The organism is Enterobacter cloacae complex sp. IR53030, assembly GCF_049238365.1.
In the GTDB taxonomy this organism is placed as follows: Bacteria; Pseudomonadota; Gammaproteobacteria; order Enterobacterales; family Enterobacteriaceae; genus Enterobacter; species Enterobacter kobei.
Genome location: NZ_JBMKHA010000003.1, coordinates 134,197 through 147,533 on the forward strand (window position 1 = coordinate 134,197; position 13,337 = coordinate 147,533).

General features: G+C 55.6%; 14 protein-coding genes. 9 read left to right on the forward strand and 5 right to left on the reverse strand.

Annotated elements, in window-relative coordinates:
* Positions 1 to 23: 23 nt before the first annotated feature.
* Positions 24 to 1,325: a penicillin binding protein PBP4B gene (gene pbp4b, locus ACOTXR_RS04315; RefSeq protein WP_078309829.1), complete on the reverse strand. Its 1,302-nt coding sequence runs from the start codon at positions 1,323 to 1,325 to the stop codon at positions 24 to 26.
* A gap of 67 nt (positions 1,326 to 1,392) precedes the next feature.
* Positions 1,393 to 2,622 (reverse strand): anaerobic sulfatase maturase, encoded by a 1,230-nt coding sequence (locus ACOTXR_RS04320; RefSeq protein ID WP_058690420.1) that lies wholly within the window; start codon positions 2,620 to 2,622, stop codon positions 1,393 to 1,395.
* 152 nt (positions 2,623 to 2,774) lie between these two features.
* Here ACOTXR_RS04320 and ACOTXR_RS04325 point away from each other — a divergent pair, with 152 nt between their 5' ends.
* From ACOTXR_RS04325 to ACOTXR_RS04350, 6 genes are read left to right on the forward strand one after another with little or no spacing between them, the layout of a single operon-like run.
* Positions 2,775 to 4,310, forward strand: coding sequence for a PTS transporter subunit EIIC (locus ACOTXR_RS04325; RefSeq protein ID WP_058690419.1), 1,536 nt, complete (start codon positions 2,775 to 2,777; stop codon positions 4,308 to 4,310).
* Positions 4,311 to 4,323: 13 nt separating this feature from the next.
* On the forward strand, positions 4,324 to 6,072 hold the full coding sequence (locus tag ACOTXR_RS04330; RefSeq protein WP_058690418.1) for a sulfatase: 1,749 nt from the start codon (positions 4,324 to 4,326) through the stop codon (positions 6,070 to 6,072).
* 3 nt (positions 6,073 to 6,075) lie between these two features.
* Positions 6,076 to 6,933: an aldose epimerase gene (locus ACOTXR_RS04335; protein ID WP_058690417.1), complete on the forward strand. Its 858-nt coding sequence runs from the start codon at positions 6,076 to 6,078 to the stop codon at positions 6,931 to 6,933.
* A 56-nt stretch (positions 6,934 to 6,989) separates the two neighbouring features.
* On the forward strand, positions 6,990 to 7,874 hold the full coding sequence (locus ACOTXR_RS04340; protein WP_078309827.1) for a MurR/RpiR family transcriptional regulator: 885 nt from the start codon (positions 6,990 to 6,992) through the stop codon (positions 7,872 to 7,874).
* A complete protein-coding gene (locus ACOTXR_RS04345) occupies positions 7,855 to 8,250 on the forward strand; it encodes a YidH family protein (RefSeq protein WP_058690415.1) in 396 nt (131 codons plus the stop codon). The genes ACOTXR_RS04340 and ACOTXR_RS04345 overlap by 20 nt, the downstream gene beginning before the upstream one ends.
* Positions 8,247 to 8,507, forward strand: a complete 261-nt coding sequence (locus ACOTXR_RS04350; RefSeq protein WP_218055247.1) for a DUF202 domain-containing protein — start codon at positions 8,247 to 8,249, stop codon at positions 8,505 to 8,507. Before ACOTXR_RS04345 ends, ACOTXR_RS04350 begins: the two co-directional genes overlap by 4 nt.
* A 32-nt stretch (positions 8,508 to 8,539) precedes the next feature.
* Here the strand turns inward: ACOTXR_RS04350 and gdhA are convergent, their stop codons facing one another.
* Complete coding sequence (gene gdhA, locus ACOTXR_RS04355; RefSeq protein WP_014883455.1) at positions 8,540 to 9,883, reverse strand: NADP-specific glutamate dehydrogenase; 1,344 nt, start codon at positions 9,881 to 9,883, stop codon at positions 8,540 to 8,542.
* A 227-nt stretch (positions 9,884 to 10,110) separates the two neighbouring features.
* Here gdhA and ACOTXR_RS04360 point away from each other — a divergent pair, with 227 nt between their 5' ends.
* On the forward strand, positions 10,111 to 10,383 hold the full coding sequence (locus ACOTXR_RS04360) for a YnjH family protein (protein ID WP_014883456.1): 273 nt from the start codon (positions 10,111 to 10,113) through the stop codon (positions 10,381 to 10,383).
* Here ACOTXR_RS04360 and ACOTXR_RS04365 read toward each other — a convergent pair.
* The gene (locus ACOTXR_RS04365) at positions 10,343 to 10,759 is read right to left on the reverse strand and encodes a pyrimidine (deoxy)nucleoside triphosphate diphosphatase (protein WP_045281786.1); all 417 of its coding nucleotides are present in this window, start codon (positions 10,757 to 10,759) and stop codon (positions 10,343 to 10,345) included. The genes ACOTXR_RS04360 and ACOTXR_RS04365 overlap by 41 nt on opposite strands.
* Before the next feature lie 75 nt (positions 10,760 to 10,834).
* Here ACOTXR_RS04365 and ACOTXR_RS04370 point away from each other — a divergent pair, with 75 nt between their 5' ends.
* The gene (locus ACOTXR_RS04370; protein ID WP_014883458.1) at positions 10,835 to 11,404 is read left to right on the forward strand and encodes a carboxymuconolactone decarboxylase family protein; all 570 of its coding nucleotides are present in this window, start codon (positions 10,835 to 10,837) and stop codon (positions 11,402 to 11,404) included.
* Positions 11,397 to 12,014: a CDP-alcohol phosphatidyltransferase family protein gene (locus ACOTXR_RS04375; RefSeq protein ID WP_050862223.1), complete on the forward strand. Its 618-nt coding sequence runs from the start codon at positions 11,397 to 11,399 to the stop codon at positions 12,012 to 12,014. Before ACOTXR_RS04370 ends, ACOTXR_RS04375 begins: the two co-directional genes overlap by 8 nt.
* Here the strand turns inward: ACOTXR_RS04375 and ACOTXR_RS04380 are convergent.
* Positions 12,011 to 13,318, reverse strand: coding sequence for a sulfurtransferase (locus ACOTXR_RS04380; RefSeq protein ID WP_058690413.1), 1,308 nt, complete (start codon positions 13,316 to 13,318; stop codon positions 12,011 to 12,013). The genes ACOTXR_RS04375 and ACOTXR_RS04380 overlap by 4 nt on opposite strands.
* Between the last annotated feature and the right edge of the window lie 19 nt (positions 13,319 to 13,337).

Consider the following 13,337-nt stretch of genomic DNA (forward strand, 5'->3'; position numbering starts at 1 on the left):
TCATGCTGACGAAAGGACAGAGTTTACTCTTCAAGTGCGCCATAGATCTGATCAACAATCCAGCCGTACGTTGCCGCGGGCAGTAACCCACTGACGAAAATATTTGGATTTGTTTTGGGATCGGCAACGGGCGAGTGTGGTCTGTTACTCAGGATCGCAATCGCCATTTTCTTATCGGGATCGATGGCCGTGAGCGTACCTGTCCAGCCCGTATGACCGTATGTTTTTGAACCTGCCAGCACGCCAAAGGTGGGCGTCATGGATGAATTACCGTTAACCCGCCAGCCCAGGCCAAAGGTGGCATCAGCGGTTGAATGATGGGTAAACTCATCTACCGTATGCTTGTCAAATACCGTTACGTTGCCATAACACCCTCCGTTAAGCAGAGTCTGCATCAGAACGGCAATATCCTGCGTATCTGAGAACAACCCCGCGTGCCCGGACACGCCACCCATGGAATACCACGCCTTTTCATCATGCACCTGGCCCCAAAGGGTAGTTGTACGAATATGGGGGAAACTGATGACGCCATCGCGCGTGTTACCGTTAAGCTCCGTTGCGGCAATTTGTTGCTGTTTAAAACCTTTCAACAGCGGATTAAACACCGTGTGCTTCAGGCCGAGAGGGGTGTAAATTTGTTTTTCTACATAGGTATCAAGCGGCATCCCGGTAACGGCCTCAATGATAAATCCCAGGATCATGTAATCAACATCGCTGTAGACATGTTTTGAACCTGGTGAGTAAACCAACGGCGTTCGCTTGATCATTTCCAGCGTGGTCTGCTTGTCCTGTGAATACAGTTCCCCGGCAACGCGCTTATTGTGATATTGCGGATCGGCCGGGAAGCCCGCCGTATGGTGCAGGATATCGATAATCCGCAGGGACTTTTTCCCCTTTATCTTATCGGTTGTCGCGTTCGAAAACCCCGGAATGTAGTTCGCGACAGGATCGTTCACGTTGATTTTGCCTTCATACACCAGCTTCTGCAGCGCAAAATTTGTTGCATACATTTTGGTATTGGAAGCCAGGTCATACAGCGTGTCCGTCGTAGCCCTGACAGGGTGAGTGGACAGATGTGAACCCTCATATTTTTTGGCATAGCCCCAGGCTTTCTGAAAAACGATACGATTGTCTTTCACCACCAGCACATTCATACCCGGGTACCCGGAATCCACCTGTTGCTGGATCCAGCGATCGAGGTTGTTTAATTTTGTTGTATTAAAGCCCACCTCTTCCGGCTGAGCATGTCTAAGCACCGGACAGTCTGCCGCGAACGCCGAGGCAGATAAGGCAATCAGAGAAGCCAAAAATGCACAGTGTTTCATCATCGTTCCCTCAATGTCAGTCCACATTTAGTAATCAAAAGCAAACGGGAATAATAAACCCGAACGGTCATGAAAAAAGTTTGCCTGCGTCACAGGCAATCATCCCGACAACGGCCATCACGTTGGCCGGTGGCTGCTGCTGATGGATCTGTTGCGCCATAAAGCGCATATACGGATCCATATGGCTGAACATGGCTTTATAGCCTGCGCAAAGATGGTTGTGCCAGCGTTCACCACTTTTATGGATGCGGTGTTTTGGGCATCCGCCGTGGCATGCGAAGCGCCAGTCGCAACGCATGCACTCTGCCGAGACTGCAGCTTTCGCTAAGCCAAATCTCCGCTGCTGTTTACCGTTGGCCATTTTTGCCAGGCTATCCCTACGCACATTGCCCAGGCGGTGTTCTGGGTAAACATAGTGATCGCAGCTGTAAACATCACCATTTTGCTCAACGACCAGCCCAAAACCGCATGAGGATTGCATCACGCACAAAGAGGGCGTTTCCCCAAGCCACGCGGCAAGGGCACTGTCAAACAGCTGAACATAAACCTTGCCCACATCGTGGCGAACCCAAAGGTCAAAAACGCCATTCATAAACGTTCCCCACTGCTCACCGGATACTGACCATTCGGTAACACTTCCACCGGAAAGCGACTGCGGATACAGGAGTTCGCCGTATTTTTCCGCCAGCGGCCTTTGCTCCACGGCAGGGATAAATTGCACAAATGTGGCCCCCAGGTCGCGGGTGAGAAAATGATAGATCTCCTGCGGATGATCGGCAGTAACGTTGTTGACGACTGTCAAAACATTCACGTCGACATGGTGCTGTTGTAGCAGCGACATCGCGCGGACAACCTTGTCAAATACGGAGCCCTGGCTACGGGTTTTGCGGTAACGATCGTGCAACCAGGCGGGGCCATCAACCGACAATCCCACCAGAAAATGGTTTGCGGCGAGAAACGTTGCCCAGGCTTCGTCAATGAGTACTCCATTGGTTTGAATACTGTTCGTGATGCGTTTTCCGGCGGCATATTTTTGCTGGAGCCGCAGGGCCTGCTCGTAAAATTCGATGCCCGCCAGCGTTGGCTCGCCGCCTTGCCAGGTGAATTCCACTTCAGAGCCAGGGTTTGCGGCAATGTACTGACGGACAAAGGCCTCAAGCGTCGTGTCATCCATATGTCTCGACGGCTGGCGGGGCTTTAACGTCCCGTGCTCTTTTTCCAGATAAAAGCAGTAGTCGCAGGCGATGTTGCACTGATAGCTCACGGATTTGGCCATCAGATGAAAAGGACGGTTCATACAGGCTCCTTAACCTTCAAGAAAAAAGGTGATGCTGTTCACCTTTCTCTCACTGTGTTTTGACTTTATAAAAAAACGATCGAAATATATATTTTATATAAACACTAATAACGTGAAATATAAACTTCATTACGCCAATATCAGGGGCTTTTATGAGCAAATTGTTTGCGGGCGCACAAAATCTGGGTAAGTCGTTCATGTTGCCAATTGCCGTTTTACCCGCTGCCGGGCTGTTGCTGGGCATTGGCGGCGTCTTTACCAACCCGGTGACGCTGACGACCTATCCGATGCTGGATAACGCGTTTTTCCAGGCTGTTTTCACCGTTATGAAGCTGTGCGGCAGCGTGGTGTTCGATAATCTTGCGCTGTTGTTTGCGGTGGGGATCGCGGTTGGCATGGCGCGCAGCGACAAAGGTACAGCCGGGCTGGCAGCGGTGCTCTGCTACATCGTCATGAATAAGGCCATTAACGCCTCGTTGCTGCTTTCAGGCACGCTGGCCTCAGACAATCTGGCCGCTGCGGGACAAGCAAATGTCCTTGGGATCGTCAGCCGGCAAACCGGCGTGATGGGCGGGATTATGAGCGGGCTGCTGGCCTGGTGGGTACAAAAACGCTTTGGTAAAACGGCGTTGCCGGACCTGCTGGCCTTTTTTAGCGGCTCGCGTTTGGTGCCCATTGTCAGTTCGTTCTTCGCCATATTTCTCGGGGTGGCACTTTTTTTTGTCTGGCCGCATATTCAGGCGGGTATTAGCCACCTCGGTGGTCTGGTGGAAAAAACAGGCTATATAGGGACATTGTTCTACGGCATGATCCTGAAATGTCTGATCCCACTGGGTCTGCACCATCTTTTCTATCTACCGTTCTGGCTGACCAGCGTGGGCGGCGAGGCGGTAGTGAATGGTCAGGTAGTGCAGGGGACGCAGAAAATTTTCTTTGCCCAGCTTGCCGACCCCACAGTGACGCAGTACTACATCGGTGTGTCGCGGTTTATGGCTGGCCGCTTCGCTGACTTTATGTTTGGTCTGCCTGGGGCTGCACTGGCTATCTATCACTCTTCGCGACCGGAAAATCGCAAAAAAGTCGCCAGCCTGATGCTTTCCGCCGCGCTGACTGCATTCGTCACCGGCATCACTGAGCCGCTGGAGTTCGCGTTCATGTTTTGCGCGCCACTGCTCTACGGTGTCCATATTGTGTTAACCGGTGTGGCATTTATGTTGACGCATATCCTACAAATCACGGTCGGGCAAACTTTCTCTGGTGGACTTATCGACTTTTTGTTGTTCGGTGTGCTGCAGGGCAACGCCAAAACGAATTGGCTTCTGATGCTGCCACTCGGCGTCGTGATGTTTTGTCTCTACTACTTCTCTTTCCGCTTCCTGATCCAGTGGCGACACCTGAATACACCGGGTCGTGAGCAGGAAGAGGATGCCACTGATACAGCCATAATTGCCAATGAACGCGCCGCAGGCATCGTGCGTGCGCTGGGCGGACGCGAAAATATTGTCGACGTTGACTGCTGTGCCACGCGCCTGCGCGTAACGGTTAAGAATGCAAAACATGTCGTTGTTGATGACTTTAAACGGCTCGGTAGCCGCGGTGCTTTTATCCGTGGGGAAGGGGTGCAGGTTGTCTATGGTCCCCATGTCACCTTGATCAAAAACGAAGTCGAAGAATTTATCGGTTCATAAAGAGAGACGTCTTATGAAAGCAGTCATGTTGATGTTTGACACGCTTACCCGCCACCATCTTGCTCCCTATGGCGGCGATGCGATAACCCCAAATTTTACCCGGCTTGCGCAAGAGTCGGCACAGTTCGACCGCTTTTACGTTGGCAGCATGCCCTGCATGCCCGCCCGTCGGGAATTACATACTGGCCGCTATAACTTTTTGCATCGCAGCTGGGGCCCAATGGAGCCATTCGATTTCTCTACCTTCCAGGCTTTGCGTCAGGCAGGGATCCATACTCATCTGGTGACCGACCACAAACATTACTGGCGAGACGGCGGCGCCACTTACCATACTCGCTACTCCACCTTTGAGTTTATTCGTGGCCAGGAAGGGGACTGCTGGATAGGCCGGGTCGATAAACCGACCATTGCCTGGCAGGGGCTTGAAGATGAAGAAACCTTGCGCAGACGTAGCGGGCGGATGACCCAGGATCTGATTAACCGGGCGGCAATGCCCACACAGGACGATCACTATACGCACCGTACTATTCAGGCGGGGATGGACTTTCTTGAGGTTAATCAGCATCAGGATAATTGGTTTTTGCAGATCGAATGTTTTGACCCTCACGAGCCGTTCTTTGTACCGGAAAAATACCTCGCGCAGTATGGCTGTACCGGCGATGAGTTTGACGGCTGGGTGCCCTATTATTGCGGTGCACCCGGCGGTCAGAACGACGAAAAGGTGCGGAAGTTTTACCAGGCGTTGGTCACCATGTGCGATGACTATCTTGGTCAGGTGATGGATAAACTGAAGGCGTTGAACCTGTGGGATGACACGCTGTTTATCGTCTGCACCGATCACGGTTTTCTGCTCGGGGAGCACCAGTGGTGGGGCAAAAACATCATGCCGGTTTATAACGAAATCGCCAACACGCCGTTTTTTATCCGCGATCAGCGTAGCCGCAGTCACGGGGTGAGACGGCAGGCTTTGGCGCAGACTATCGATATTCCAGCTACGCTGCTCGACTATTTTAATTTACCCCGCCCGGCAACAATGACAGGCCGCCCGCTCGGCGAGGCTGTCGCGCACGACACACCAGTACGAGACTACGCACTGTTCGGTTACTTTGGCGGCCATATTAATATCACCGACGGTGATTACGTCTATATGCGCTGTCCACGGGAGGAGGGTAAAGGCAGTCTGTATGAGTACACGTTGATGCCCACGCGCATCGATAGCATGTTTAAGGTGGACGAATTGCGAAATATCACGCTCCATTCAGGGTTTGATTTTACGCAAGGCGCGCAGGTACTCCAGATCCCGGCCACCTTCGGTTACCTCAATCCATGGCGCTTCGGCGATAAGTTGTTTGATCTGCGAGCCGATCCGGGGCAGACGGTTTCGCTGGCGGACAGTGATACAACGCTGCATTACGCACAGGCGATGCGCACAATGATGCAGGCACATGATGCACCTGTGGAGTTGTATGCCCGTTTCGAACTGGAGGTTATCAGCGAGGCTCGCGAGATGGCCTTCGCCGGGCGCTGGTCACGGCTGAATCTTCTGGCCGAGTGCGACCATCATGGTGTTGAAGAGGCGCTGCGCTTTATCCTCTCTGCCGGGCAGACGCAGGGAATTACCCGCGAGGCAATACTGGCACATTTGCCAGCGGGGAAAACCATCCGTGACGCCGATATCTTTACTCTGATCGACACTTTTTTTAAAGGGGACCCGCATCGGGCGTTGGTCTATCAGGCACGGTTGTTGTTAAGGACAGAATAACGCATGTGGATCCTGGAAAATGAATGCTTTACGGCAACGGTGCAGGCCGCAGGCGGTGAACTGGTCAGTCTCTGGCACAAGCCAACGCGAACCGAGCGCTTATGGCAACCGCAGGCGGATGTCTGGAATCATACGGCAACGCAGTTATTTCCCGTCGTGGGGCGGTTGATACAAGGGGGACTCTGGCTGGACGGCCAGTTCTGGCCACTCCCGGCACATGGTTTTCTTCGGGAGCAAACGTTCTACTGTGTTACGCAGACCCCGGATACGTTGATGCTGGAAGCCTGTTCCAGCACGCAGACTCGTAAACAGTGGCCGCGTCACTGGCGGATACGGCTGGTATTTGTCCTTGAGGCCTGTGGGCTGACTTTTCACCAGACGATCGTTAATGACGACAGCCGAACATTGCCTTATTCGACGGGCTGGCATCCGGGTTTCGCTCTGGCTGTTTCCTCCTGCAGCGGCTGGTGGGTGGAGTTTAGCCCGGCGGTAAGCGGCCCGTACTTTACCGTCAATCGCACACTGAAAACAGACGGGGGACAGCGGAATGTTACCCGTTTTGCGCTCACAGGGGTATGCTTCGCTGCAGGGGCTGTCTATTTTGGCGACTGCCAGCACAGGGTGATTCATGTTCGGGCCCCCGACGGGGCTCTCGCCCTGACGCTTGAGACAGGTGAACAGCCCTGGCTGGCGTTGTGGGGCGTGCCGGGGGCAGATTTACTCTGTGTTGAGCCGTTAGCTGGCACCACCGACGCACCGGATGCGGATGGACATACGCTTAATAAGCGCGGCGTGCAGTATCTGAATGCAGGAGAAAGCCAGACATTTACCGTTCGGCTACGCTTTGCGGTGGACGCATGAGCGGGGGATTGCCAGAATACGCGCAGTCTTTTTCGCAAAAGGAGCGAAACGTCGCCATGAGCGTAAATCGGGAAAACGTGCGGGTTTATATCAGCAATATTTTGGGCGGTTTAAGCGAGACCGATCGCCACATCGCCGGGTTTATTCTTGGACAACCCGCTCAGGTGGCACAGATGCCAGTAAGCCGACTGGCAGAGGCGATTCAGGTTAGCGAGGCAACGATCGTACGTTTTTGTAAAAGGATCGGCTATGGCGGTCTGCTGGATCTCAAGGCGGCGCTGAAGCGGGAACTGCTTGAGGAGAGCGAGCAGCCGCTGCCTGTGTCGCCGGACATTTTCCTGGATGATTCACGCAACGAGGTGGCGCAGAAAATTGCGCTGACGCTGGAGACGACGGTAAAAGAGACCATAGGTCTGCTCGATATGAAAGTGGTACACCCTGTTGTCGATCGTTTTCTTGCGGCCAGCCGGGTACTTTTTGTCGGGTTTGGCGCGTCCGGTCTGTCTGCCATGGAAGCCAGAGATAAAATGAACCGCCAGGGAATTGACTCGGAGGCTTACACCGATCGCTTTACCATGACCCTGAAGCTCGCGAATCTTAAGCCGGAAGATCTGGTCGTGGCCTTTTCTCACTCGGGCGAAACGCCGGAGGTGGTCAACGCGTTCCGTCTTGCGCGTAAAGCTGGGGCGCACTGTCTGGCGATAACCCATAATCTTCAGTCGCCGCTCATCGAGCTTGCAAATACCTGGCTGATAACCTGCGGCAGTGCAGGGCCGTTTCAGGGTGATTCCATCGCCACGCGGCTTTCTCAGCTTTTTATAATTGAATTCCTTTGTACCGAAATCACCCGGCATAATCTGCGCGACAGTGCTTCAACCGGGCTTTCCATCAAAGAGCTGTTGATAAAGGAAAGAATCAAACGTGAGTCTTCAGGAGAATAATTCGTCTGTTCCCCCACGTCCACGTGGTAAATGGTGGCTGGCGGGAAAAACGCCGGACTACCGCTTTACGCTGGCGAATGAGCGTACTTTTCTGGCGTGGATCCGAACTGCACTGGCCCTGATGGCGGGAGCTGTGGGTATAGAACAATTTTCACCTCAGCTCTCCTCCGTGGGGCTGCGCATGACACTCACGGCGTTGCTGCTCAGCGTAGCATCTGCGCTGGGGATCATTGCCTGGCGGCGCTGGCGTCACAATGAATACGCAATGCGTCTGGGAAGCGATTTACCCTATACACGCGGGCTACTCCTGCTGGGGGGATTTATTATGGTATTGGCCTTGTTGCTTGCGGTTATGCTCTGGCAGGGGGCGCGGTGAACCGGGACCCAGGGCGACAGCCGGAGCGAACGTTGCTGGCATGGCGTCGTACCGGATGGGCGGCGCTCGTTCCGGCACTTCTTTGCCTGCGCCGCTGGCTCCACGGCGGCGAAACGCAGTATGCGGTGAGTGCATTACTTTTGCTGATGCTTGGCCTGACGATGTTATGCGGCATATTACGCAGGCACGACGTTGTTTCATTGCTGATTACCTGCAGCGGAATGCTTCTGTTGGCAGGCACAGTGATGCGGTTATAGCCCGGCGAAAGCATACGCCGGGCAGTTCCCGGTTAAATCACACCCTGCCCAATCATCGCATCCGCCACTTTCACGAATCCGGCGATATTCGCTCCGCGCACGTAGTTAGTTTGCGACGCTTCACCGCCGTACTCCACGCAGGCGTGGTGAATATCCAGCATGATATGGTGCAAACGGGCATCCACTTTCTCCGCCTTCCAGCCAAGACGCGCGGCGTTTTGCGCCATCTCAAGGCCGGAGGTTGCCACGCCGCCCGCATTGGCGGCCTTGCCTGGGGCAAACAGCACGCCCGCTTCGAGGAACAGATCCGTCGCATCGATGGTGGTCGGCATATTTGCCCCTTCGGCCACCGCCTTCACGCCGTTGCCGATCAGCGTGCGCGCGGCGTCCACGTCCAGTTCGTTTTGCGTGGCGCACGGCAGGGCAATATCCACCGGAACACCCCACGGCTGCTTGCCTTCCAGATACGTCAATCCAAATTCCTGGGCATAGTCTGCGAGCCGCCCGTCGCGGCTGGCTTTAATTTCGCACAGGCGCGCCAGTTTTTCTGCCGTAAAGCCCGCTTCATCCACCACCGTGCCACGGGAGTCCGAGGCCGTCACCACGCGGGCGCCAAACTGCATCGCTTTTTCGATAGCGTATTGCGCCACGTTACCGGAGCCGGACACCGCCACGCGCATCCCTTCAAACCCTAACCCGTGACGTTTGAGCATCGCCTCGGTGAAGTAGACCAGACCATATCCGGTCGCCTCCGGGCGAATCAAACTCCCGCCAAACGACAATCCTTTGCCGGTAAAGACGCAGGCGCTGTTGTTGGAAAGCTTTTTCATCATCCCGGCCATAAAGCCCACTTCGCGGGCCCCCACGCCGATATCCCCCGCCGGTACGTCGGTGTCCGGACCAAGGTGGCGCCAGAGCTCGGTCATCAGCGCCTGACAGAAACGCATCACTTCACCTTCGCTTTTCCCCTTAGGATCGAAGTCACTCCCGCCTTTCCCGCCGCCCATCGGCAGGGTGGTGAGCGCGTTTTTAAACGTCTGCTCAAAGCCGAGGAATTTCAGGATCGACAGGTTCACGGAAGGGTGGAAACGCATGCCGCCCTTAAACGGGCCGATGGCGGAGTTAAACTGCACGCGCCAGGCGCGGTTGACCTGGACCTGATTGCGGTCATCCACCCAGGTCACGCGGAACTGGATCACCCGTTCTGGCTCAACCAGACGTTCCAGCAGCGACAGTTGACGATAACGCGGGTTTTCTTCAAGGAAAGGCCACAGGGTGGTCATCACTTCACGAACGGCCTGAGCGAACTCGCTCTGATGCGGGTCGCGCTGCTGAACATGGGCAAGAAAGCTTTCCAGAGAGCGTGTCTGATCCATAGATATAAGAACCCCTTATAGTCATTTATGTGTATTGCTTATGCGATTTGTGTTGTTTTTTTGACTATACCACCCGTGCTGCTTTGTGAAGCAAGCAGAAATGTAGGGTGAAAGGGAAATTAATGACCCGCGCTGCGTCATAACAAAAAGCGATGATGTGTGAAATTAAAGATTCTGCCCGATTAACCGTTATAGTCATTATCAGGACATAACAGGAAGACAAGTCTATGAATCGTTACGTGATGGCTGCATTTTCGTTGATGTTGACCGCTGGCGCGCAGGCTGACCGCATTCGCCCGGACGTGGAGGTGAATGTCCCGCCGGAGGTCTTTAGCTCCGGCGGCCAGCGTGCGCAACCCTGTAACCAGTGCTGTATCTATCAGGATCAAAATTATTCTGAAGGAGCAGTGGTAAAAGCGGACGGGGTTTTGCTGCAATGCCAGCGTGATGAACGCGCGATCAGCACGAACCCGCTGGTCTGGCGGCGCGTAAAAGAATAAACGCCTCCAGCAGCGGAATATCCGCCGGGGCCAGGTCGTAGCTCAACGCCTCTTCCGGCGTGCACCACGCCAGCGCGCTGTGGTAGTGTGCGGTTAACGCTCCGCTAAAGGCAGGAACATACCAGGCGTGCAGGTTGATTAACCGCTGCGACACTTCGCGCTGGTGGCTTGCCACATACTGCACGGGCTGCGCCTCAATACCCAACTCTTCACGCAGCTCGCGGATTAGCGCCTGAGGCTGGGTTTCACCGGCCTCGACTTTTCCGCCAGCGAATTCCCACATTCCCGGTTGATCGGCGTGAGCAGGGCGCTGCGCCAGTAAAATTTTGTCGTCTTTTTCGATGATGGCCGCAACGACATCGACTGTTTTTAGCATGGTCGTCAATACTTGATAGCGAAAAACGACATATTATCGTGCCCTTTCAAAGAGTCCAGTCATCAGGAGAAACAGGTGAAAGAGTCGTCCACCTGGGTAGAACCCATCCCAACCCTTCCGGCGAGCGTAAAACCGATTGCCGCCATGCAGCGAAAACACTTTGGTGCGGTCCTGAATCCCACGCGCTGGTGGGGGCGCATGCCGCGTCTGTTCTGGCTGGTCGCATTGTTTGTCGGTTTTCTGGAGCGAAGAAACGCGCGCCTGACGCCGCAACTCCGCTCGCTGCTGATGACGCGGGTATCGCAGCTGTGCCACTGTGCTTTTTGCATTGATGCTAACAGCCTGCGTCTGGCCGAGCGCAGCGGGGCGCTGGATAAAGTCCAGGCCGTGAGCGACTGGCCAGACTCTGACCTGTTCAGTGAACAAGAGCGCGCGGCGCTGGCCTATGCTGAGGCGGTCACCGCCACGCCGCCCAGGGTGGATGAAGCAATCAAAACGGCGCTGAAACGCCACTTTACCGATGAGGTTATTACTGAAATGACGGCGCTCATCGCCTTTCAGAATCTCTCCGCCCGCTTTAACGCCGCGCTGGATATTCCGGCGCAGGGGCTGTGCGCCACGTTTAAAGGGAAGCCTGATGCTTGACCGTCACCTGCACCCACGGATAAAACCCGGGCTGAATCGTCTGGTCTCTGTGCTGGATAAGCCGGGCATCACGCCCGACGGACTTACCCTTGCGGGGTTTGCCATCGGCCTGCTGACGTTGCCATTTCTGGCCCTCGGCTGGTACCCGGCAGCACTGGTCGCCATCGTCCTGAACCGCCTGCTGGATGGTCTGGACGGTGCGCTGGCGCGCCGGAGAGGGCTCACGGATGCGGGAGGGTTTCTGGATATCGCGCTCGATTTCCTGTTCTATGCGCTGGTGCCGTTTGGCTTTGCGCTGGCGGCACCTGAGCAGAATACGCTGGCTGCCGCTTGGCTGCTGTTCGCATTTATTGGCACCGGGAGCAGCTTTCTGGCCTTTGCGGCACTGGCGGCGAAGCACAATATCGACAACCCCGGCTATGCGCACAAGTCGTTTTACTACATCGGCGGGTTAACGGAGGGGACGGAGACCATCGTGCTGTTCGTGCTCTGCTGCCTGTTTCCGGCCCATTTTGCCGTGTTCGCGTGGATATTTGGCGCGTTGTGCTGGCTGACCACCACAACGCGCATCTGGAGCGGTTATGTGACGCTAAAGTCACTCAAACCTTAACGCGTACTCTCGGGCCCGCGCTCACCGCGGGAGACCGGGTTCTGCGGGTGACTGCTCCACTCATACCAGCCGCCGTCATAGACGGCGACGTTCTTCCAGCCCATCGCCCGGGCGTACATAAAGGTTTCAGCCGCTCGCCAGCCGGTGCCGCAGTAAAAGGCGACGTGCTGCTCCGGCAGGATATCCCACGTTTTCCACATGGCGGTGATGTCGTCGGCGCTGCGCATGGTGCCGTCCGGGTTGTGGAAATCTTCCATGTGGGTGGCATCGCTTCCCGCGTGGCCCCAGCGGGCGCCGGCAATGTCACCTTTTGGCTTGATGTAGCTGTAGCCGCTGGTTTCGCCGATAAATTCCGGCCACGAACGAATACTTACGAGAGAGGCATCCTTGCGGTGCAGCATACCGCGCGCCTGTTCCATATCCACCATCAGTTGCGGCTGACCAGGGATTGGTGCGCCAAAATCAGGGGCGGGTTTCACTTTCCCTGGCGTACCGCGTTCAACCGGCAGACCCGCATCTGACCACGCCTTCCAGCCGCCATCGAGTATGCGCACATCCTTCACGCCTGCATACAGCATAATCTGCGCCACGCGCGCGGCGGCGTAAACGTCACGACCATACAAAATGACGGTGGTATCGTGACGGATCCCGCGCTTCGCCAGCATCGCTTTCAGCTTGTCGTCGGAAACTTTATTCCACAGCGGCTCGCTTTCCACTTCGTTGGTGTCGATGTATCCCGCGCCGGGAATATGGTTCAGCAGATAAAACTTCGGCGCACCCCAGGCCGCTTCTATGACTTTCCATTCACCCGCGGGCGCGGCTGTCACCGGTTTACCCTGCTGGAGCTGGTGGATCCACTGCGGATAGACCAGCTGTTCAAAGTGCGGCAGACGCTGCAGGCGGTCCGGGGTTTGCAGGGCATCGCTGAGCAGCGAGATAGCGTGATATCCGGCTTTCTCCAGGCGCGCTTTCACCGCCTGGTTGGCGCTATCGTCGCCGTACAGCGCGACAGGCGTCGCAGGCGAAAGCTGATGCTGTTTAGCCCAGCGCGCCAGCTGTTCGTCGCTCATTGCGTCAAGCCAGCTGGCCGCAAGGTTGAGCGCTGCGGGTTCATGCCCGGAAGGACCGCTGAGGGTCTGCGGCCAGCCGTTGTAGAACGCGCTGGCGCGGGTGTCGACAGGCGTACCGTGCTGCGCCTGAAGCTGGGACAGCGTGAGTGAATTGGCCATTTCAGCCGCCTGAGAGGAAAACGAAGCGAGGCCGCAGAGCAGGGCCAGCGCGGTCAGTTGAGAAACACGTTTCATCGAATAACCTGACGTCAGT

What these genes read in the sequence shown, in the direction of transcription:
- gdhA (WP_014883455.1), bottom strand. Translation starts at nt 9,883, where the DNA reads ATGGATCAGACACGCTCTCTGGAAAGCTTTCTTGCCCATGTTCAGCAG.
- ACOTXR_RS04365 (WP_045281786.1), bottom strand. Translation starts at nt 10,759, where the DNA reads ATGCTAAAAACAGTCGATGTCGTTGCGGCCATCATCGAAAAAGACGAC.
- ACOTXR_RS04335 (WP_058690417.1), top strand. Translation starts at nt 6,076, where the DNA reads ATGTGGATCCTGGAAAATGAATGCTTTACGGCAACGGTGCAGGCCGCA.
- ACOTXR_RS04325 (WP_058690419.1), top strand. Translation starts at nt 2,775, where the DNA reads ATGAGCAAATTGTTTGCGGGCGCACAAAATCTGGGTAAGTCGTTCATG.
- pbp4b (WP_078309829.1), bottom strand. Translation starts at nt 1,325, where the DNA reads ATGAAACACTGTGCATTTTTGGCTTCTCTGATTGCCTTATCTGCCTCG.
- ACOTXR_RS04360 (WP_014883456.1), top strand. Translation starts at nt 10,111, where the DNA reads ATGAATCGTTACGTGATGGCTGCATTTTCGTTGATGTTGACCGCTGGC.
- ACOTXR_RS04320 (WP_058690420.1), bottom strand. Translation starts at nt 2,622, where the DNA reads ATGAACCGTCCTTTTCATCTGATGGCCAAATCCGTGAGCTATCAGTGC.
- ACOTXR_RS04330 (WP_058690418.1), top strand. Translation starts at nt 4,324, where the DNA reads ATGAAAGCAGTCATGTTGATGTTTGACACGCTTACCCGCCACCATCTT.
- ACOTXR_RS04340 (WP_078309827.1), top strand. Translation starts at nt 6,990, where the DNA reads ATGAGCGTAAATCGGGAAAACGTGCGGGTTTATATCAGCAATATTTTG.
- ACOTXR_RS04375 (WP_050862223.1), top strand. Translation starts at nt 11,397, where the DNA reads ATGCTTGACCGTCACCTGCACCCACGGATAAAACCCGGGCTGAATCGT.
- ACOTXR_RS04380 (WP_058690413.1), bottom strand. Translation starts at nt 13,318, where the DNA reads ATGAAACGTGTTTCTCAACTGACCGCGCTGGCCCTGCTCTGCGGCCTC.